This window comes from Bradyrhizobium canariense, assembly GCF_900105125.1.
Taxonomy (GTDB): Bacteria; Pseudomonadota; Alphaproteobacteria; order Rhizobiales; family Xanthobacteraceae; genus Bradyrhizobium; species Bradyrhizobium canariense_A.
Genome location: NZ_LT629750.1, coordinates 5,486,693 through 5,506,836 on the forward strand (window position 1 = coordinate 5,486,693; position 20,144 = coordinate 5,506,836).

Here is a 20,144-nt window from a genome sequence, read left to right on the forward strand (position 1 = left end):
TACAACTTCTATGATACTAAGCCATTGAAATTATAGGAGATTAATCAAAAATTAGCCACGCTGTGTAACTCTATGCTGCGAGCAAAGCGAACCGTTTGGGTTCGGACGATGCATTTTCGGCAGATCAAGCCACGCTCGTTCCCATTAGGTAGAGGGAATTTTTTTATGTCTTTGTGGCGAAACGATTCGGCAGCGCGCAATGCACTGGCGGCCGCGATCAGCAAATCGCAGGCAGTGATTGAATTCAACATGGATGGCACGATCGTCACGGCCAACCAGAATTTCCTCGACGCGCTTGGATATCGCCTCGACGAGATCCAGGGCAAGCATCATAGCATGTTCGTTCCACCTGAGATGCGCAACAGCGCCGACTATCGCGCGTTCTGGGCCGCCCTCAACCGTGGAAACCATCAGGCCGCGGAATACAAGCGTATCGGCAAGGGGGGCCGGGAGGTCTGGATCCAAGCGTCCTACAATCCGATCCTGGATAGTGGCAACAAGCCCGTCAAAGTCATCAAGTTTGCCACCGATATCACCGCGCAGAAAATTCGCGGCATGGAAGACGCGGGGAAAATTGCCGCGATCGGTCGCGCGCAGGCGGTGATCGAGTTCAACCTCGACGGTACCATCCTCACGGCCAACGACAATTTTCTCCACGCGCTCGGCTATTCGCTCGCCGAAATCCAGGGCAAGCACCACAGCATGTTCGTGGCGTCCGCCGAGCGCGACAGCGCGGCCTACCGGGAATTCTGGGCGAACCTTAATCGCGGCGAATTCCAGTCGGCGGAGTACAAGCGGCTTGGCAAGGGCGGCAAGGAGGTCTGGATACTTGCTTCCTACAACCCGATCCTCGACGAAGCCGGCAAGCCTTTCAAGGTGGTGAAATTTGCCTCCGACGTCAGCGAACAGAAGCTCAAGACGGCCAACTTTGCCGGGCAGATCGAAGCGATCGGCAAGTCGCAGGCGGTGATCGAATTCGGCATGGACGGCAAGGTTCTCACCGCCAACGAAAACTTCCTGAACGCGCTTGGCTATTCGCTCGCCGAAATCGTGGGCAGGCATCACAGCATGTTCGTGCCGCCGGCCGAGCGCGACAGCGCCGCCTATCGCGAATTCTGGGCGAACCTCAATCGCGGCGAATTCCAGTCGGGCGAATATTGCCGCATCGGCAAGGGCGGCCGCGAAATCTGGATACAGGCGTCGTATAATCCGATCCGCGATCTGAACGGCAAGCCGTACAAGGTGGTGAAATATGCTTCCGATACCACCGCTCAGGTGATCGCGCGAAAGAGGAGCGAAAAGGTTCGCGGCATGATGGAGTCGGTCGCCGCCGGCGCCGAGGAATTGAACGCCTCGGTCCGCGAGATCTCCGAAGCCATGACCAAATCAAAGGAAACGGCGCTCACAGCCGTTGACCGGGTCGAGTCCGCCGATCAGCAGGCGCAGCGTCTCAGCGAGGCGGCCGAGTCGATGAGCAGCATTGTCCAGTTGATTGGCGATATCACCGGCCAGATCAACCTGCTGGCGCTCAACGCCACCATTGAATCAGCGCGGGCCGGTGAGGCGGGACGCGGCTTCGCCGTCGTTGCGGCTGAAGTCAAGAATCTCGCCAACCAGGCGAAGCAGGCCACCGACAAGATCGGCCAAGAAATCGGCAACCTGAACGGCATTTCCAGCGACGTCGTGAACGCCCTGAATTCGATCAAAAAGGCCATTCAGGACGTCAGCCAGTACGTGACATCGACCGCAGCGGCGGTCGAGGAGCAAAGCGTGGTCACAAGCGAAATGTCCGCGGGCATGCAACGCGCGGCGGCGGAAGCCGCCGACATCGGGCAGGCGGCTTAACTCGATTCCGGCCGACCTCCTCGAGCCGACCTCCTCGATATGAGGAATCACATCGGCCGGACTTCGACCACGTCGGGCACGAAATGCCTAAGCAGGTTCTGGATGCCGTGCTGCAGCGTCGCGGTGGATGACGGGCAGCCGGCGCACGAGCCCTTCATGTTGAGATAGACGACGCCGTCCTTGAAGCCGCGGAACGTGATGTCGCCGCCGTCGCTGGCGACTGCCGGGCGCACCCTGGTTTCGATCAGGTCCTTGATCGTCGCCACCGTCTCAGCGTCGTTTTCGTTGAAGAATTCGTCTTCCTCGTCGGCCGCTTCATCGCTTGCCGCGCTGCCGTCGGCGAGCAGCGGCGCGCCGGACATGTAGTGTTCCATGATGGCGCCGAGGATCGCGGGCTTGAGATGCTGCCAGTCGCTGTCGTCCTTGGTCACGGTGACAAAGTCGGAACCGTAAAACACCCCGGTGACGCCGGGCACGCCGAACAGTTTTTCGGCAAGCGGCGAGCGTGCGGCGGCTTCGCGGTCGGCAAATTCCATGGTGCCGCTGTCCAGCACGACGCGGCCGGGAATGAATTTCAGGGTAGCGGGATTTGGGGTGGCTTCGGTCTGAATGAACATCTGTTTTCTCCGGCGTCGCCGGTTCAAGGCCGGCGCGTGGCTCCTCCCTAGCAGATGGCGACGGCAAACGCACGATCAAGGGGCGCGGACGGGCAGTTTTGTAAGCTTATCCGGGGCTTACGACCGAGCGCCCTTTAAGCAAGACCTCAAGACAGCGCGTCGATGTCCGCATCGCTGAGATCGCCGGGCACGACGACGACGGGAATGGGGAACGAACCAACCACGCCGACCGTCATGGTGATGATCGGGCCGGGACCCTCGGGGCCGGGGTTGGCTGCCAGCACCAGCATCGTAATGTCGACGTCCTTGTCGATGACGTCGAGGATCTGCTCGATCGGATCGCCCTCGCGGATGACCCGTTCCGGCGTGATCGCGGCAATACCGTTGGCGCGGCCGGACGCGCGATCGAGCGCAGCATCGGCATCCTCATGCGCCTCGGCCCGCATGATGTCGGCGACCCCGAGCCATTGCTGGTTCTGGTCCTCGATTTCGATGATGCGCAACATCACCACGCCGCCGCCGATCCTGACCGCCCAGCGGCTGGCATAATAGACCGCGCGGTCCCATTCGGTGGTTTCGTCAACGATGACGAGACATTTTGGCTTGTGACCGGTCTCGTAACTTCGCCGCTGAGTGGTCATGCGCGTCCCGAGGCTCTGTCAAGCAGCCCGCATGCTGCCACGGCGCGACCGCCCTCGACAAGCGGGGACGCTGAGACCTGTGCGCCGCCAGTCAGGACTTGCGAATGAAACCGACGATATCCTTTGTCGCCTGCATGGTTTCATGAGCGATGGCGCGGGCGCGGTCGGCGCCGTCGATCAGGATCGAGTCGACATGGCCGGGATCCGCCACCAGCCGCTTCATTTCGGATGCAATCGGCGAGAGTTTTGTAACGCAAAGTTCAACCAGCGCATTCTTGAAGCTGGAGAACTGCCCGCCGCCGAATTCGTGCAGTACGTCGGATTTGCTGCGGCCCGAGAGCGCGGCGTAGATCCCGACGAGATTGTCGGCCTCGGGTCGCGGCTCAAGACCCTTTTCCTCCGATGGCAGCGGCTCCGGATCGGTCTTCGCCTTTCGGATCTTCTGCGCGATGGTGTCGGCATCGTCGGTGAGGTTGATGCGCGAATTGTCCGATGAATCGGACTTCGACATTTTCTTGGTGCCGTCGCGCAGGCTCATCACCCGCGTCGCGGGCCCCGTGATCAGCGGCTCCGGCTGGGGAAAAAACAATCCGTCGGAAAAGCCGTGACCGCGGATCGAGTCCACGAAATCATTGTTGAATTTTTGCGCGATATCGCGCGCCAGTTCGAGATGCTGCTTCTGGTCCTCGCCAACCGGCACATGGGTGGCGCGATAGAGCAGAATGTCGGCCGCCATCAGCACCGGATAATCATAGAGACCAACCGAGGCATTCTCGCGATCCTTGCCAGCCTTTTCCTTGAACTGCGTCATGCGGTTGAGCCAGCCGATCCGCGCCACGCAATTGAAGATCCATGCCAGCTCCGCATGCCCGGACACCTGGCTCTGGTTGAAGACGATGTGCTTCTTCGGATCGATGCCGCTGGCGATAAAGGCTGCGGTCACTTCCCGCGTGTTGCGCGCGAGTTCGGTTGGGCCGCCCCAGACCGATACCGGCTGCGTCAGGGCGTGCATGTCGACGACGCAATAGAGGCAGTTGTGCGTCTCCTGCAGTTTTACGAAGTTAACAATCGCGCCGAGGTAATTGCCGAGGTGCAAATTGCCCGTCGGCTGGACGCCCGAAAAAACCCGTTCAACGATCGCCATAGTCAATTTCCTGCTGTTATGCGCCGTCGTTTGCCACGCGCACCTCACGCACGCAAGTCGCCCGGCGGCGTGCGCCGGACGGCGTCAAGCGCCTCGCGCCAGCCGGTTACGCCGAACAGGCTTAGCAGGAGGCTGTAAACCGCGATCCCGCCGGCAATCAGAACAAGCAGGATAAGAGCCTGCGCGAGCCCATGGCCATCGGTGTTCTGCGCCAGCGCAAGCCGCGTCATCGCCCACAGCAGGCCGCCCATGGCCAGCGCCGCCAAGGCAATGCGCGGCAACCGCCGGCGCGCCTCGGTATCGACGGAGAAACCGAACGTCGCGGCGCCGCGCCGCATCAACGAGAACGCATTGCTCCATGCCCCGAGCGCGATGGCGGCGGCGATGCCGCTGGCGCCGAACAACCGGCCGCAGATCAGAGCCGCGGCGATTGCGACCGCGATGGCCTTGAGCGTTGCCCAGAGCGGCGCGGCGGTATCGTTGCGGGCAAAGAATGCCGGCGACAATGCCTTGACCAGCACATGAGCGGGCAGGCCAAGCGCGAGCCATATCAGCGCCCGCGCCGTGCCTTCGGTATCATCGGGGGTAAACAGGCCGTGCTGGAACAGCATCCGCACGATCGGCTCGCTCAGCGCGATCAATCCCAATGTCGCCGGCAGCGCCAGTCCGACAGCGAGTTCCAGGCCGCGCGACTCGGCTGATATCATCGATGGCTTGTCATCGCGGCGCAGCGCGCGTGTCAGCTCCGGCACCAGCACCGTGCCCATGGCGACACCGACAATGCCGAGCGGCAGCTCGATCAGGCGATTGGCGAAATAGAGCCATGACACCGCCGAGGGCGACGCTGATGCGACGATGGCGCCGGTGACGATCAGCAGTTGCGGTCCCGCGCTCGCAATCATGCCGGGCACGGCCTTGCCGAGAAAGCCGCGCATCTGCGCGTCAAACGTGACGCGCAACGGCCTTGCGGCGCCGGCATCACGGCGCATGACCAGAATCAGCAATTGCAGTAAACCGGCGACGCCGACCGTCGCTGCGATCGCCAGCGCGGCATGCGCCCCGTCCTGCCGCCAGCCAAGCAGGGCAACCATCACGCCGATCAAGGCGATGTTGAACAGCAGCGGCGAGAACGCCGTGAGCGTAAAGCGGCCCTGCGCGTTCAACAGCGCCATCATCACCGTGACCGGCCCGGCAAAGGCCAGATAGGGCAGCATCAACCGGGCGTCGTCGACCGCGGACTTCAGCGTCTCATGTCCGACAAACCCCGGTGCGAGCGTGGCGATCACAAGCGGCATCAACAGCCCGATCAACCCCGCCGCCACGATCAGCGCCGCGCTGACGGTGCCGAGCACGCGCCCGGCAAAGGCGGCCGCAGCGGCCGGACCATCGGTCTCGCGCACCTGCAGCCAGGCCGGCACCAGCGCCGCGTTCAAGGCGCCCTCGCTCAACAGCCGCCTGACGACATTGACCAGTTGAAACGCCACCAGAAACGCATCCGCGACCGGGCCTGCGCCCAGCAGCGCCGCGATCATGGCGTCGCGCACGAAGCCGAGCAGCCGCGAGGCCAGCGTTCCCGTCGATACCGTGAGGAAGGAGCGGATCATAAGGCGTTTACAACACCATTGCTTGCTGCCGCAGGGCCTGTCGTGATAGGCCCCAGCACCTTTCGCAAACCCGAGTAAAATCGGATTCCTCGCCACACCGCAATTGCCGCAACAGGACTAAGGTAAATGACTTCAGCGAAATACGACGTTCTCGGGATCGGCAATGCGATTTTCGACGTGCTCGTGCAGACCGATGAAGGCTTTCTTGCCGCGCACGGCATGACCAAGGGCGGCATGGCGCTGATCGACGAGGCCCGGGCGGTGTCGATCTACCGGGATATGGGCCCGGCGACGGAGATGTCCGGGGGCTCGGCGGCGAACACCATTGTCGGGATCGCCAATCTGGGCGCCCGTGCCGCCTATGTCGGCAAGATCAAGGACGACCAGATTGGCCGGCTTTACGCGCATGACATCCGCGCCGCGAACGTGGCTTTCGAGACCAAGCCGGCCTCTGATGGTCCCGCCACCGGCTGCTCCTACATTCTGGTGACGCCCGACGGCGAGCGCACCATGAACACCTATCTCGGCGCAGCGCAGGAGCTGACGGCCGGGGATATCGATCCGGCGCAGGTTTCGGCCGCCGCGATCGTCTATCTCGAGGGTTATCTGTGGGATCCGAAAAGCGCCAAGGAAGCTTTTGTCAAAGCGGCTGATATCGCGCATGGCGCGGGCCGCCAGGTTGCGCTGACGCTGTCGGATTCGTTTTGCGTCGATCGCTATCGCGACGAGTTTCTCGATCTGATGCGCAAGGGCACCGTGGATCTGATTTTCGCCAATGAGGCCGAATTGCATTCGCTGTACCAGAGCTCGGATTTCGACACCGCGCTGAAGCAATTGCGCAAGGACACCAAACTCGGCGTGGTCACCCGCAGCGAGAAGGGCTGTGTCGTGGCATCGGTGGACGGTGTCATCGCTGTGCCGGCGTTTCCGATCAGGAAGATGGTCGACACCACGGGCGCCGGCGATCTGTTTGCCGCCGGATTTTTGTTCGGCATGGTGCGCAATGCCGGTTTCGAAAATGCCGGAAGGCTCGGCGCGCTGGCGGCCGCCGAAGTGATCCAGCACATCGGCGCGCGGCCACAGACTTCGCTGAAAGAACTGGCGCAGCAGAACGGGTTGCCGGTCTAAATCAGGCGGCCCAGTTTTCTTCAGGCGGTTTTGGCCGCCTTGAGTCCGAGCTTCGCCTCGACCGTCTCGCGCATCAAAAATTTCTGGATCTTGCCGGTGACGGTCATCGGAAACTCGTCGACGAACTCGACGTAGCGCGGGATCTTGTTATGCGCGATCTGTCCATCGCAGAACGCGCGGACCTCGTCGGCGGTCAGCGCCTCGCCAGGGCGCGTTCGGACCCAGGCACACAGCTCCTCGCCATAGCGATCGTCGGCAACGCCGAAAATCTGCACGTCCTGGATTTTTGGATGGCGGTACAGGAATTCCTCGATCTCGCGCGGATAAAGGTTTTCGCCGCCGCGGATCACCATGTCCTTGATGCGACCGACGATGTTGCAATAGCCCTCATCGTCAATGACGGCGATGTCGCCGGTGTGCATCCAGCCGCTTGCATCGAGCACATCGGCAGTTTTTTCGGCCTCGTCCCAATAGCCCAGCATGACGCTGTAGCCGCGGGTGCATAATTCGCCCCGTTCGCCGCACGGCACCACGCGCCCCTCGAGATCAACGACCTTGACCTCGACATGGGGATGGATGCGCCCGACGGTGGATACGCGACGTTCCAGCGGATCGTCGGTCGCGCTCTGGAAGCTCACCGGGCTGGTTTCGGTCATGCCATAGGCGATCGTGATGTCGCGCATGTTCATCTTGTCGTTGACGCGCCGCATCACCTCGATCGGGCAGGGAGCACCGGCCATGATGCCGGTTCGCAGCGACGACAAATCGAATTTGGAAAACTCGGGATGATCGAGTTCGGCAATGAACATGGTCGGTACGCCGTAAAGCGCAGTGCATTTTTCCTGTTCGATGGTCTGTAGCGTCACCAGCGGATCGAAGCCCTCGCCGGGATAGACCATCGCCGCCCCCAGCGTGACGGCAGCAAGGTTGCCCATCACCATGCCGAAGCAGTGATAGAGCGGAACCGGAATGCAGATGCGGTCCTGCTCGGTCAGGCGCATCGCGCGCCCGACGAAATAGCCGTTGTTGAGAATATTGTGGTGCGTCAGCGTGACGCCCTTGGGCGATCCAGTGGTGCCGCTGGTGAACTGAATGTTGACGGGGTCGTCGAATTGCAGCGTGGCGCCGAGTGCCGCCAGCGTGGCGCTGTGGCGAGCGCCGCCCATGCGCGTGACGTCCTCGAACGGAATGGTGCCGGGACAGGCCGGGCCGCCGATCTGGATCACCGCGCGCAGCTGCGGCAACCGCGCCGCATGCAGATCGCCCGGAGCGGATGTCACCAGTTCCGGCAGAAGCGTGTTCAGCATGCCCATGTAATTGCTGGTCTTGAACGCCGTCGCGGTGACGATCGCGGCGCAGCCGACCTTGGCAAGGGCGAATTCCAGCTCGCTCAGACGATAGGCCGGGTTGATCGTCACGAGAATGAGCCCGGCTTTCGCGGCGGCAAACTGTGTCAGCGTCCATTCCGGCCGGTTCAGCGACCAGACGCCGATCCGTGCGCCGCGTTCGAGGCCAAGTGCGAGAAAGCCAGCAGCCAACGCATCCACCCGCTCCGCCAACTCTCTCCAGCTCCATCTGACGTCGTGGCTTGGCGCGACCAATGCATCGCGATCGGCCCAGCGCCGGGCGGCCAGATCGAGGCTGCGCCCGATGGTATCGCCCAGCAGCGGTGCATCGGAGATCCCGCAAACATAGCTATCTGCTTTTTCGGTCAAACCTGTTTCTCCATGCGTCGAAGCCTGCATGCTGGAAATATCGCACGGAAGAAGATCTTTGGTGGAGTCATTTCCCGGCGCGATCGTTTTGACCGCGCCGGGAAAGTAAAGCGCTTAGGCCGCCTTCTGCGCCGCGTCGAGCCCGGCATAGACGCCGCGCTCGAAGCCTGCGAAAGATTCCAGGCACTTCTTGTCCGCGAACGGCAAGACCTGCATCAGGATCACGCCGGTCACATCGCGCGAGGGGTCGATCCAGTAATAGGTGTTGGCGAGACCGGCCCAGGCGAGGCTGCCGGGGCTGCGGCCCTCCGGCGTCTTGGCGGTGTTGATCAGGAAGCTCAACCCCCATTTCTTCTCCATGTCCGGATAGAGATCGACGTCGTTGGTGGCAAACGCGACCGCCGAATTCATCCTGGTCATGTTGAGTTCGCCGATGTGGTTCTGTCCCATCAGCGCGACGGTTTCTGGCTTAAGCACCTGATTGCCGCTGCCGCGGCCCTTGCTGAGGATCATCTGGGTGAACTTGATATAATCGCCCGCGGTGCCATAGAGCCCGCCACCACCCATGTGGAATTCCGGATCCTGCTCGAGCTCGAAGGGAATCGTCGCCAGTGAACCGTCCTCGTTGCGCTGATGCATGGCGACGAGGCGCTTGCGTTGGGCCTCGCCGATCTTGAAACCGGTGTCGCTCATGCCGAGCGGCTTGAACAGGTGGTCGCGCAAATAGGCATCCAGCCGCTTGCCGCTCGCGGCCTCGATCGCCTTGCCGACGAAGTCGATATTGGTGCCGTATTCCCACCGCGTGCCGGGATCGGTCATCAGCGGGGTCTTCAGCGCATCGTTCTTGCAGGTGGTGACGGCCGGCAGCCCGGTTTTTTCCAGATATTGCACCATGTCGCCGTTCCACATGTTGTAGGCGAAGCCGGCGGTATGGGTCATCAGGTGGCGCAGCGTAATCGCCTTTTTCGCAGGCCGAAGTTTCGGCTCGCCTTTGGCGTCAAACCCTTCGAGCACCTGCGGCGCAGCGAGATCGGGCAGCACCTTGCCGATCGGCTCATCGAGCGAAAGCTTGCCTTGCTCCACGAGCTGCATGCCTGCCGCCGAGGTGATGGCCTTGGTCATCGAGGCGATCCAGAACACGCTGTCCGGCGTCATCGCATCGTCCTTGGACAGGTCGCGCTTGCCGAACGCACCCTGATAAATCACTTCCTTCCCCGTCGCGGCCATGGCGACCACGCCTGGAATTTCCTTGGCGTCGGATTTCTGACGCAGCAGCTGATCGATCTGCGATTTGCTTTGCATGGGGGCTCCTCCCTATTTATTTTTAAAGTCGCCGATCTTCCTCCCGGTCGCCGCGCCTCGCAAGGCCGGGCGGCATGTTGCCGCTGTGGTCGCGATCTCGTGATCGCCGCTTGCGTAGCAGCCGCCATGCAGGGCCGAAGCCCGCAGGCGGTATAATTTGCGGTGAATTGGCACGCCGGACAGGTGACCAAAAGGTCCACCGGAGCTATGCTCGTTCCAGCGTTAATGCTAACGCGATTTTTAATTGTAAGGTATTCAGATTTCGGCGCAAATAGACTTCGTCAAACCTTGAAATTCTATCAAATGATTAGCAGTTTTCGAGATTGCAGGAGCTTTAAATGATTTCAACCTGGAGCGAATGGAAGCGGTATCCTCGCGCCGAGCGTGGCGAGAACATCGAGGCGCCGATCAGCCCGGGCATCTATGAAGTGCGTTTTGCCGGAACCGGCGCGCTGCACTCATTTGGTGCAGTTGACAATGTCGCGCAGGCCCTGGCGATGCTGACGGTGTCGACAAAATCATGGTTCGGGCGACGCGAACCGGCTGCAACGCCAGACCTCGAATATCGCACCTGTGCAACCTCTTCCAAAGCGGATGCCAAGGCTGCGGCGGAGCGCATGATCGGCCGCCGCGAAACCTATATGAGCGGCGCGGCCTGACGGAGCGGCCATCACAGCTCTCAAAATTGGTTGAAGCAGCCGGTCGTTTGCGGCCAGTGTTATGCGGCCCATTTAGGCCTATACTCCTGGTCAATACCAAAAGCCCAGGAGTGACGCCATGACCCCGACTGCTGCCGCACGTGCTTCCCAATCCTCCACGCCGTCGCTGCGCGACCGCCTGAAAGATCCCTCGCTGCTGCGCGACCGTTGCTACATTGACGGCGCCTGGACCGGCACGCCGGCCAATCCCGTGACCAATCCGGTCAATGGGGTGGAACTGGCGAAGGTGCCGAAAATGAGCACGGCGGAAGCGACGCAAGCCGTGGAAGCCGCCGAGCGTGCCTTTCCGGCGTGGGCGAAACTCACCGCCAAGCAACGCTCCAACATCTTGCGCAAATGGTTCGATTTGATTGTCGCCAATCGCGAGGATCTGGCGCTGATCCTCACCTCCGAGCAGGGCAAGCCGCTCGCGGAAGCACTCGGCGAAGTCGATATCGGCGGCGCCTATGTCGAGTTCTTTGCCGAAGAAGCCCGCCGCGTCTATGGCGAAACCATTCCGACACAACGGCCGGACGCGCGGCTGCTGGCGATCAAGCAGCCGATCGGCGTCTGCGGCGCCATCACGCCGTGGAATTTCCCGGCCTCGATGATCACCCGCAAAGTATCGCCGGCGCTCGCCGCCGGCTGCACCGTTGTTCTGAAACCCGCCAATGAGACGCCGCTCACGGCGCTGGCGCTGGTGGGGCTGGCGGAGAAGGCGGGCGTGCCCAAGGGCGTGTTCAATATCCTCACCGGCAATTCGTCGGCGATCGGCAAGGTGCTGTGCGAACATCCCGCGGTGCGTTTTGTAGGTTTCACCGGATCGACCGAAGTTGGCAAGATTCTGTATCAGCAGGCAGCCGTCGGGGTGAAGAAGCTCGGACTTGAGCTCGGCGGCAACGCGCCGTTCGTGGTGTTCGATGACGCCGATATCGATGCGGCGGTCGAAGGCGCGATGGTCTCGAAATACCGCAACATGGGCCAGACCTGCGTCTGCGCCAACCGCCTCTATGCCCAGGACAAGATCTACGACGAGTTCGTGGAGAAGCTTTCGAAGAAAGTCGCGGCGATGAAGATCGGCGACGGCACCGAAGCCGGCGTCACGCAGGGGCCGCTGATCAACATGGAAGCGGTCGACAAGGTCGAGAAGCATATTGCCGATGCGGTCAAGGGCGGCGCCAAGATCGTCACCGGCGGAAAACGTCACTCACTCGGCGGCAGCTTCTTCGAGCCGACGGTGCTGGCCAACGTCAGGCCCGACGCGCTGGTCGCGCATGAGGAAACCTTCGGTCCGCTGGCGCCGGTGTTCCGCTTCAAGGACGAAGCCGAGGTGATCGCGTTGTGCAATAATTCGCCGTTCGGCCTCGCTTCGTATTTTTATTCGCGCGACCTTGGCCGGGTCTGGCGGGTGGCGGAAGCGTTGGAATCCGGCATGGTCGGCGTCAACACCGGCCTGATCACGACCGAAGTTGCGCCATTCGGCGGGGTCAAGGAAAGCGGCCTCGGCCGCGAAGGCTCGCATCACGGCATGGAAGAATATGTCGAGATCAAATACGTGATGATGGCAGGCGTTTAAGCGACCTCAACCGCGGTCTTGAAGAATAGCAGGAGGAGCAGCAGCGCTCATGCGCTGCATGCTTTTCCTGGAATGGACAGTGTTTCGCCCGTCGGAAGTTTGCCGATGCGGACCCTCGAGTATTCAGCCCTGAGGTCCCATCAGCCGCTGAGCGCGCTCTGCACACAGGATATGGTGATGGAGGTTGGCTATCCATTGCCGGCCCGCGGCCGTCATATTCAAATACTTCATCCCGTCTTCGAGATGCATCGAAACGCTGTTCCAGAAGAAGGCCGGATATTTTTCGATGATGTCGGCGGGCGATGAATACTCGAGCTGCCGATTCATGCCGGTCTCTTCAAATTCGTAGTAAAGCGCGTTTGCCTTCCGCGCGTAGAGCGGATCGCCAAGCTGGCCTATGAAATCGGCGGCCTGGACCAGTTTAGGCTCGAGGTCGCCTGGTTCCTCCGGGTTTTGCGGGACTGGAAAGCGCGTCATCTCGATGGCATCCGCGACACGCGCCGCGTCAATCGTCGGTGAGTTTCCAAGCCGTTCAAACACGAACAATTTTGACCGATCGACGTGATACGGCATCAGGGCTGCATCGGATGCGCCGCGGGGAAGCGTGATTTTCTTCCCGTTGCCATCAACAATAAATTCAGTTTCGGTGTCGCCGCTCAGCACACCGCGCACGTAGCCAATATCGTGCAGCAAGCAGGCAACGATCAGATGGCTATAGTCGGCGGGTTCTATTCGTCGGGACACCATCATTCCCTGTAGAATGTCGCGCCCGACCATCGTGACCTGCAACGTATGCTCGTAGTTGTGGTAAAGAGCGTCGCTCCCGGCCAAGCACTCGATCGTGCTCCGTGCCGCTGAACCCAGCCGCTCCGCGACATCATCATGCGCCGAGCCAAAGATACGCCGAAAGTCCTTGGTTAAAAAATTGCCGAGCTTGTTTGCCGCAATGGCTGTGATTGTTTTCACTCCCGTCCTCCGAATGATCGTGGATCTTTTCGAAGTTCATTGCAGCAGAGACGCCTTTATCAGCGATGAGTTGACGGAGCTGGCTCCGGCTGCCGTATTTTCTTGAGAAGTGACGCCCTCGGCTGGTCCATTAGAGATGGCCCTACCTAACGCTTGAGGAACACCTTGATCCAGCTGCACACGCGCAGCGGGACATGCCGAATAGCGTCGCGGTGTTGTTGCCAGTTCAGAACCTTCGTCACGTACGCTACCACCATTCCAGGTCCCGTGCATCTGATGCAAACGCATGAAAGCGCTGAACTGATGCGCCGCCGTCGGCAATGTCGAAGGCTGACGGAATCTATCTTCGCAGCACAGCAATCGTGCGGTTGGCAAAGCTCAGCCGCTCAGCCATGACCGAGACGAAATAGGTCAACAGCTTGTGGCCGAGCGCGGGATCGTCGGCCATGATGGCCTCGAATTGATCCGCGCCCAGCACATAAAGGGTGCTCGCGACCTCGGCCTGGATTGTTGCACTGCGCGGAGCCCGCGAGACCAGGCCCATTTCCCCAATTGTCGTGTAACGGCCGAGGCTTCGTACCCGCGTGGTGCGGTCCCCGTCCGCCGGAACCAGGACGCCGACACGCCCATCCAGAATGAAATGCATGGAATCGGCGGCCTCGCCGGCGCGAACGATGGTCTCGCCGGCATCGACTTCAAGGCGCTGGCAGCGGCGGATCAATTCGGCGGCGTTGCCTTCGGTTTCGAAGAGTCGGACGAACCAGTCGCGCAGGCTGGCTTCTTCCTGCTCAAGGCCCTGATGCTGCGCAATGACCTCGTTCTCACACCATTCCAGCGCATGATCGAGTTCGGCCACGAGACCGACGTCATGGGAGATGAACTCGCTCGATCGCAATGCCTTCTCGGCGGCCGGCGGAAGGTGGGTCAGCACCAGCTTGACGCCGCGGTCATGGGCGGTGCGCTTGATCTGGGCGAAACTGTAAGCGGCCGAGGAATCGATGCCGGTGACAAGCTTGAAGTCGAACACCAGAAACCGGCATTCCGGATGTTGCTGCAATAGCGCCTTGACGTGCTGGTAAAGCCGGTTGGCCGAACCGAAGAACAGATAGCTCTGCAGGTTCAGGCCCTGGATGGTGCGGCCGTGCGTGGCAAGCACCGCCTGATCATCATGCGAACGATCGAGCGAACTGCGATATTCCGAGCCGTCGAAACTGTATTTGATGGAATCGATGCGCGCCGCGCTCAGCGCAAACGTTGCGCAACCGATCACGACGCCGATCAGGATACCGGCGATGAAGCCCCATTGCACGATGATCACGATGATCGCCAACAGCGACAGATATTCGGAAATCGAAAGCCGTCGCCGCGACTGGATAATCCATTTGTGAAGCTGGTCCGCGCCCAGATAGATCAGCAGCCCGCCGAGAACGAACTTCGGCATGTAGCCGAGCAGCATGGGCGCAACGGCCAGCATCAGCAAGGAAATCGCGGCCGCGGTCAGGCCGGAGAGGCGCCCGCTGCCTCCGCTGTTGAAATTAAGCACGGAGCGGCTGACCGAAATACAGCCGGTGTAGCCTCCAAATGTCCCCGACAGCATGTTGGCGAGGCCGGTGACGTTCAATTCCCGTTCGAGATTGGCTTCGCGATGGACTGCGACTTCGATACCGGTGGTGTTGAACAGCGTAGTCGACGCCGTCACGAAAATCACGGCGATCAAATTGCCGGCGACATCCGGCAGCGCGTACCAGGGATAATGGCTGATCTGCTGCGCGTTCCACGGCAACATGAACGAGACGTGCGGCGGAGGTTGAAAGGTCCAGCCTGACGCCTGTGCCGTAGCCAGCGAGATGCCGGCCAGCCAGAACGCGACGTGGGCCGCGATGACGCCGCCGATCAGAATCGCCGGCAACCCTAGCGGAGTGCGGGAGCGATGCCATGTCAGATAGAGCACGAGCGCCATCGCGCAGGCCGCGGCCAATTCAGACAGCGTCAGGACATTTGCGAACCGATCGAGCGTCGTCAATTGAACGCGGAAGCCCGTGATGACTCTGATGGCGCCGAGCAGGATCAGGCAGCCGGTCGCGCCGAGGAAGCCGCCGACCACAGGGTAGGGCACATAGCGGATCGCGCGGCCCATCCGCGTCATCCCGAAGCCGCAAAGCATGATTCCCGTAGCGATGCTGGCGAGGCCAAAGGTGATGAGGACCGGCCCAAGTACGGAAGCCGCAGGATCGGTCGCCGCCATCCGTTCGACCAGCGAGGATGCCAATATTCCGGTCATCGCCGCGGTAGAGGTGTCGGGAGCGCCGATGGCGAACGGCAACGAGCTTCCGAGCGCAATCACCAGGCCAAGGACAGCCGATGAAATAAAGGTGGCGGCGACGCCGTAAGACAGGCTCGGCGCCAAGGGCCCGGCGAAGATCAAGAGCGAGTAGGACAACCCGAAGGTGATGGTCAGAACGCTGGCGGCGCCGCCACCGAGAATGTCGACAAGCGCCGTGCGCAGCTTCAGACCGAGACTAACGGATTGGCTAACCACGCGTGCATTTGCCCCTGACTTCCACCGTCACTGGTAGACGACTGCAACGCGCGAGGAAAACATATTTTTATGACATTGCCGAAGCGCAATAGAACCCGCGTTTGGCGCTCCGGAACCGGGATGTCGGAAGAGGCTTTGAGGCTCATGCGATCTTGAGATCGGTTCCGGTGATGCGCCGGTAGGCCTCGAGATAGCGCTTGCTGGTGGCGTCGACGACTTCAGCCGGCAGCGGCGGGGGCGGGGCTTCGCCGTTCCAGCGGCCGGCGCGGCGCTCGACGTCGAGATAATCGCGCAGCGGCTGCTTGTCGAAACTCGGCTGCGGCTGACCGGGCTTATAGACATCCGCCGCCCAGAACCGCGAACTGTCCGGGGTCATCGCCTCGTCGATCAGGATGATGCGCCCGTCACCATCCCGGCCGAATTCGAATTTGGTGTCGGCGATGATGATGCCCTGGTCGCGGCTGATCTTCTCGCCGAGCGTATAGATCGCGCGGGTCATGCTCTCCAGCGTGTAGGTGACCTCGTCGCCGAGAATCTCACGCATCCGCGCGATGGTGATGTTCTCGTCATGGCCGGTCTCGGCCTTGGTTGCCGGGCTGAAGATCGCAGGCTCGAGTTTTGCGCTTTCAAGCAGGCCGCTCGGAAGCTTCTCGCCGGCCAGTGTGCCCTGCGCCGCATATTCTTTCCATGCCGAGCCCGAGAGATAGCCGCGGATCACGCATTCGATCGGAAATACTGTGGTGCGCCGGCACAGCATCGCGCGTCCCGCCAGCGCAGTGCGGTGGCCCTCCAGCGCCGGCACTTGCGTGATGATGGTATCGGCATCGGCGCTGATCATGTGATGCGGCACCACGCCTTCGAGCTGCGCGAACCACCAGGCACTGATCTGGGTCAGCACCGCACCCTTCATCGAGATCGTCTCGGCCATGACCACATCGAACGCGCTGATGCGGTCGGTCGTCAGCAGCAGGACGCGGTCGTCGCCGACGGCATAGATATCGCGGACTTTGCCGCGTCCGATCCGTGGCAACGGGAGATCGCTGGCGAGCATGGTGGTCATCGTTCACGCTTTCAACAGGAGGCCATCTCGCGCAGACGCGAGGCGGCGAAAGAAGGAGGGAATAGCCTACTCCGGCAGCGGAATGAACTCATGTTCGCTGGGAACTGGCGCGAAACGGCCGGTTTTCCAGTCCTGTTTGGCCTGCTCGATCCGCTCCTTGCTGGAGGAGACAAAATTCCACCAGATGTGGCGCGGCCCTTCCAGCGCGTCGCCGCCGAGAAACATCATCCGTGTCGGTTTTAGTGCCTTCACGGTGATGCGGTCGCCGGGCCGGAAGATCAGGAGACGTGGCGATTCGTAACGCTCATTGGCGATTTCGATTTCGCCATCGACCACATAGATCGCGCGCTCCTCATGATCAGGATCGAGCGGAAGGCTCACGCCCGGCTCGGCGGTCACTTCCGTGTAGAACCACGGCGACACCATCGTGACCGGCGATTTCACGCCAAACCCGCTGCCCGCGATAACCCGCGCGGTAAAACCGCGGTCGGTGACCGTCGGCAGGCTTTCGGCGGAATAATGCTGGAACGACGGTGCGATCTCCTCTGATGCCGCCGGCAGCGCGATCCAGCTCTGCAAGCCCAGCATTTTCTGGCCGTCGCGGCGCTGTACGTCGGGGGTGCGCTCCGAATGCGCGATGCCGCGTCCGGCCGTCATCAGGTTCATCGCGCCGGGCTGGATCTCCTGGATATTGCCCTCGCTGTCGCGGTGCATGATGCTGCCGTCGAACAGATAGGTGACGGTGGCAAGTCCGATATGCGGATGCGGGCGGACGTCCATGCCCTTGCCGGCGATGAACTGCACCGGGCCGAAATGATCGAAAAAGATGAAGGGGCCGACCATCTGACGCTTGCCATGCGGTAGCGCGCGGCGAACTTCAAACCCGTCGCCGAGGTCGCGGGTACGCGGCACGATGACCAGCTCGAGTGCGTCGCAAGAGCGCGGGTCACCCAGCACGGGATCGTTGGAAGGAAGCCAGCTCATGGGATGCTCCTGACCTTTGCGGAGATCATAGCAGGAATCGTCCAGCGCCGTCCAAGTCCGGGAGCAGCAACATACTTGGCGTCGTCCCGGCGAACGCCGGAACCCATGGCCACAGGCATCCGTGTTACCGATGGTGTCGGACACCCTGCATTAATCGAGCGGACAACGCGATATGTCCGAAGCAAGTAAAGAAGACGCAGATGGCCGGGACGAGTCCGGCCATACCAGTACCGAGGAAAACCGATGATCGCTCCTCTGAAGCCAGGTGTCACCCTTGCCAGGCTGAACGGTCCCGTTATCGAGACCGAGCGCTTGATCCTGCGGACATGGCGCAGCGACGATATCGCGCCGAACACGGCGATGCTGGCCGATCCTGCTTCAGGCCGGTTCATCACCGCCGACGGCAAACCCATCACCGACGCGTTCGTCGGCTGGCGCAACGCGGCGATCATGTCCGGTCACTGGATGCTTTATGGCGTTGGCATGTTTGTGGTCGAGGAAAAGCAGACGGGCCGGTTTGCCGGACGCGTAGGCCCCTGGAAGCCGCCGGGCTGGCCCGGCTTTGAAGTCGGATGGGGCATCGCGAGCGATTTCCGCGGCAAGGGCTATGCGGTCGAGGCGGCGCGGGCGACGATCGGTTGGTCGTTCGCGACCTTCGAGATCGATCAGATCATCCACTGCATCGACCGCGAGAACACCGCGTCGCAAGCCGTGGCGCGACGGTTAGGCGCCAGGAAAGAGCGCGAGTTCGATCTGTTCGGTCATGTCGCGGATGTCTGGGTGACCAACCGCGAAATCCGGACTGTCTGAGGACGCGTCTTTACTGTCGCCCGAGTTGTGTCGCCTTCTCGACCCGATCAAAGCGTTCGAGCGAGAGGATCGCGTCGGCCAATTGATCAGCGCGGCCGTTCAATACCGGGCGTGCGAGCGTCAGGAACTTCTGCTGCATCGCCTGCGCGTCCGGGAATGAATTCGGCTCGCCGGAGGGATCGGCGTAAAGTCGCTCATGCACGCCATCGTCAGTGGTGATGCTGACGCGGGCGCCGAACGGGTGGGTGCGGCCGACCTCCAGGCGATCGTCCTGCACCACGTCGAACTTGTCGGCGAGCGCGTCGACCGCGGAATCACCCAGCCGGCCGTAATCGTCCCAACCGAAGCGTCCCTGATCCAGCGCCACGGCCCCGGTAAAGAACATCGAGAACTGTCCGCCGACGATCGAGGTCGGGTGCCGCTTGGTCGCGGCATCGCCGGTGAGCGTGATGCCATTGCGGTGCAGGCCGATCTCGACGCGCTTGATCTGGTCCGGCGTCAGATTGTGTTCCCGCCGCATCGCGATCAGCGCATCGAGCGCGGCATGGGTATAGCGGCAGCTCGGATAGGGTTTTACGCCGATCTTCATGGTCTCGTAGACATTCCCGAGCCCGGCCACGGCCTTGTCGGGATGGGCGTTGTCGCTATAGCCCACGAGAAGACCATGCTTGCCTTCCACCGCTTCGGTCGAGCCGACGAAATCGTTGCGCGCCAAGGTCGCCGCGATCACGCCGTTCATTGCGGCGGCGCCGACCTGGTAGCGCTTGTTCCAGGACCCGTTGACGAGGAACTGCAGTGAACCGGCGGCCTGGCTGCCGGAGACGCCGAACGCTGCGATGATCTGGTCTTTCGAAAGTCCAAACAGTTTTGCGGCGGCCGCTGCTGCGCCATAGGTTCCTGCCGTCGCAGTGGGGTGAAAGCCGCGCGCGTAATGCGAGGTCGGATCGAGCGCGTTGCCCAGCCGGCAGCAGACTTCATAGCCGGCCACGATCGCGGTCAGCACGTCGCGGCCCGATGCGCCCACGAGTTCGCCGACAGCGAAGGCGGCGGGCACCACCGGCGCGCTCGGGTGCAGCGATGAATCGGCGTGGGTATCGTCGAAATCAAGGGAATGGCCGAGCGCGCCGTTGAGCAGTGCGGCCACCGCCGGCGTCCAGGTCTTGTTGTCGCCGAACACGGTGGAGTCGCCCTTGCCGTCAAGCGCCAGCGCTTCGAGCATCTTGAGCAGCGATGGTGTGGATTCGGCGTCGCGCCGCGCGCGGATCGCGCTGCCGAGGAAATCGAGCGTCAGCACCTTGGCGCGCTCCAGCACGTGCTGAGGGATGTCCTCGAACTTCAGATTGGCGACGTAAGCGGCGAGCGTTGCGGTTTCATTGGCCATGGCGTTGCCTCGTTCGTTCTTATTCGTTCCCTTTGCGTCCGATTTTGGTAGGGCGCTCGCGGCGCGGCGTCAATATCAGCTACGGCGGGTCAGACCCCTGCTTTCCATGCGCCAGATCAGCATGTCGATCCGAT

Annotated in this window: 16 protein-coding genes; 5 read left to right on the forward strand and 11 right to left on the reverse strand. The window is 61.8% G+C overall.

The window, feature by feature from the left end; all coding sequences use genetic code 11:
• Positions 1–165 precede the first annotated feature (165 nt).
• Positions 166–1,845 (forward strand): methyl-accepting chemotaxis protein, encoded by a 1,680-nt coding sequence (locus tag BLV09_RS26085; protein WP_146689423.1) that lies wholly within the window; start codon positions 166–168, stop codon positions 1,843–1,845.
• A gap of 47 nt (positions 1,846–1,892) precedes the next feature.
• Here the strand turns inward: BLV09_RS26085 and BLV09_RS26090 are convergent, their stop codons facing one another.
• The 4 genes from BLV09_RS26090 to murJ all read right to left on the reverse strand — a co-directional run bounded on the left by BLV09_RS26090 (position 1,893) and on the right by murJ (position 5,851).
• Positions 1,893–2,462, reverse strand: coding sequence for a NifU family protein (locus BLV09_RS26090; protein ID WP_100385121.1), 570 nt, complete (start codon positions 2,460–2,462; stop codon positions 1,893–1,895).
• Positions 2,463–2,608: 146 nt separating this feature from the next.
• Entirely contained in the window at positions 2,609–3,103 is a 495-nt protein-coding gene (locus BLV09_RS26095) for a universal stress protein (protein WP_146689424.1), read from the reverse strand.
• A gap of 91 nt (positions 3,104–3,194) precedes the next feature.
• Positions 3,195–4,247, reverse strand: a complete 1,053-nt coding sequence (trpS, locus tag BLV09_RS26100; protein WP_146689425.1) for a tryptophan--tRNA ligase — start codon at positions 4,245–4,247, stop codon at positions 3,195–3,197.
• A gap of 44 nt (positions 4,248–4,291) precedes the next feature.
• Complete coding sequence (murJ, locus tag BLV09_RS26105) at positions 4,292–5,851, reverse strand: murein biosynthesis integral membrane protein MurJ (protein ID WP_146689426.1); 1,560 nt, start codon at positions 5,849–5,851, stop codon at positions 4,292–4,294.
• A gap of 126 nt (positions 5,852–5,977) precedes the next feature.
• On the opposite strand from murJ, the gene BLV09_RS26110 reads away from it, so the two are divergent.
• Positions 5,978–6,979 carry an adenosine kinase gene (locus BLV09_RS26110; RefSeq protein WP_146689427.1) on the forward strand — a complete coding sequence of 334 codons (1,002 nt, stop codon included), beginning with the start codon at positions 5,978–5,980 and terminating at the stop codon, positions 6,977–6,979.
• A 20-nt stretch (positions 6,980–6,999) separates the two neighbouring features.
• On the opposite strand, the gene BLV09_RS26115 is transcribed toward BLV09_RS26110, so the two are convergent.
• Together BLV09_RS26115 and BLV09_RS26120 are read right to left on the reverse strand one after the other, a co-directional pair.
• Positions 7,000–8,694, reverse strand: coding sequence for an AMP-binding protein (locus tag BLV09_RS26115; protein ID WP_146689428.1), 1,695 nt, complete (start codon positions 8,692–8,694; stop codon positions 7,000–7,002).
• 114 nt (positions 8,695–8,808) lie between these two features.
• Positions 8,809–9,996 carry a serine hydrolase domain-containing protein gene (locus BLV09_RS26120; protein ID WP_146689429.1) on the reverse strand — a complete coding sequence of 396 codons (1,188 nt, stop codon included), beginning with the start codon at positions 9,994–9,996 and terminating at the stop codon, positions 8,809–8,811.
• A 338-nt stretch (positions 9,997–10,334) separates the two neighbouring features.
• Between BLV09_RS26120 and BLV09_RS26125 the strand changes: the two genes are divergently transcribed.
• Positions 10,335–10,655: a hypothetical protein gene (locus BLV09_RS26125; protein ID WP_100385127.1), complete on the forward strand. Its 321-nt coding sequence runs from the start codon at positions 10,335–10,337 to the stop codon at positions 10,653–10,655.
• Positions 10,656–10,773: 118 nt separating this feature from the next.
• Positions 10,774–12,270: an NAD-dependent succinate-semialdehyde dehydrogenase gene (locus BLV09_RS26130; RefSeq protein WP_146689430.1), complete on the forward strand. Its 1,497-nt coding sequence runs from the start codon at positions 10,774–10,776 to the stop codon at positions 12,268–12,270.
• A 123-nt stretch (positions 12,271–12,393) separates the two neighbouring features.
• On the opposite strand, the gene BLV09_RS26135 is transcribed toward BLV09_RS26130, so the two are convergent.
• The 4 genes from BLV09_RS26135 to BLV09_RS26150 form a co-directional block, all read right to left on the reverse strand.
• Positions 12,394–13,236: an HD domain-containing protein gene (locus tag BLV09_RS26135; protein ID WP_146689431.1), complete on the reverse strand. Its 843-nt coding sequence runs from the start codon at positions 13,234–13,236 to the stop codon at positions 12,394–12,396.
• Between the two features lie 340 nt (positions 13,237–13,576).
• Complete coding sequence (locus BLV09_RS26140) at positions 13,577–15,775, reverse strand: SLC26A/SulP transporter family protein (protein ID WP_244548824.1); 2,199 nt, start codon at positions 15,773–15,775, stop codon at positions 13,577–13,579.
• Positions 15,776–15,917: 142 nt separating this feature from the next.
• Positions 15,918–16,835: a phosphoribosylaminoimidazolesuccinocarboxamide synthase gene (locus BLV09_RS26145; RefSeq protein ID WP_146689432.1), complete on the reverse strand. Its 918-nt coding sequence runs from the start codon at positions 16,833–16,835 to the stop codon at positions 15,918–15,920.
• Positions 16,836–16,901: 66 nt separating this feature from the next.
• The gene (locus BLV09_RS26150; protein WP_100385131.1) at positions 16,902–17,819 is read right to left on the reverse strand and encodes a pirin family protein; all 918 of its coding nucleotides are present in this window, start codon (positions 17,817–17,819) and stop codon (positions 16,902–16,904) included.
• Positions 17,820–18,062: 243 nt separating this feature from the next.
• Between BLV09_RS26150 and BLV09_RS26155 the strand changes: the two genes are divergently transcribed.
• Positions 18,063–18,629 carry a GNAT family N-acetyltransferase gene (locus BLV09_RS26155; RefSeq protein ID WP_146689433.1) on the forward strand — a complete coding sequence of 189 codons (567 nt, stop codon included), beginning with the start codon at positions 18,063–18,065 and terminating at the stop codon, positions 18,627–18,629.
• A 10-nt stretch (positions 18,630–18,639) separates the two neighbouring features.
• On the opposite strand, the gene BLV09_RS26160 is transcribed toward BLV09_RS26155, so the two are convergent.
• On the reverse strand, positions 18,640–20,010 hold the full coding sequence (locus BLV09_RS26160) for an MmgE/PrpD family protein (protein WP_146689434.1): 1,371 nt from the start codon (positions 20,008–20,010) through the stop codon (positions 18,640–18,642).
• Positions 20,011–20,144: the final 134 nt, after the last annotated feature.

Excerpts from the sequence above, each read along its gene's own strand:
- BLV09_RS26085 (WP_146689423.1), top strand. The coding sequence starts at position 166 with ATGTCTTTGTGGCGAAACGATTCGGCAGCGCGCAATGCACTGGCGGCC.
- BLV09_RS26090 (WP_100385121.1), bottom strand. The coding sequence starts at position 2,462 with ATGTTCATTCAGACCGAAGCCACCCCAAATCCCGCTACCCTGAAATTC.
- BLV09_RS26095 (WP_146689424.1), bottom strand. The coding sequence starts at position 3,103 with ATGACCACTCAGCGGCGAAGTTACGAGACCGGTCACAAGCCAAAATGT.
- trpS (WP_146689425.1), bottom strand. The coding sequence starts at position 4,247 with ATGGCGATCGTTGAACGGGTTTTTTCGGGCGTCCAGCCGACGGGCAAT.
- murJ (WP_146689426.1), bottom strand. The coding sequence starts at position 5,851 with ATGATCCGCTCCTTCCTCACGGTATCGACGGGAACGCTGGCCTCGCGG.
- BLV09_RS26110 (WP_146689427.1), top strand. The coding sequence starts at position 5,978 with ATGACTTCAGCGAAATACGACGTTCTCGGGATCGGCAATGCGATTTTC.
- BLV09_RS26120 (WP_146689429.1), bottom strand. The coding sequence starts at position 9,996 with ATGCAAAGCAAATCGCAGATCGATCAGCTGCTGCGTCAGAAATCCGAC.
- BLV09_RS26125 (WP_100385127.1), top strand. The coding sequence starts at position 10,335 with ATGATTTCAACCTGGAGCGAATGGAAGCGGTATCCTCGCGCCGAGCGT.
- BLV09_RS26130 (WP_146689430.1), top strand. The coding sequence starts at position 10,774 with ATGACCCCGACTGCTGCCGCACGTGCTTCCCAATCCTCCACGCCGTCG.
- BLV09_RS26145 (WP_146689432.1), bottom strand. The coding sequence starts at position 16,835 with ATGACCACCATGCTCGCCAGCGATCTCCCGTTGCCACGGATCGGACGC.
- BLV09_RS26150 (WP_100385131.1), bottom strand. The coding sequence starts at position 17,819 with ATGAGCTGGCTTCCTTCCAACGATCCCGTGCTGGGTGACCCGCGCTCT.
- BLV09_RS26155 (WP_146689433.1), top strand. The coding sequence starts at position 18,063 with ATGATCGCTCCTCTGAAGCCAGGTGTCACCCTTGCCAGGCTGAACGGT.
- BLV09_RS26160 (WP_146689434.1), bottom strand. The coding sequence starts at position 20,010 with ATGGCCAATGAAACCGCAACGCTCGCCGCTTACGTCGCCAATCTGAAG.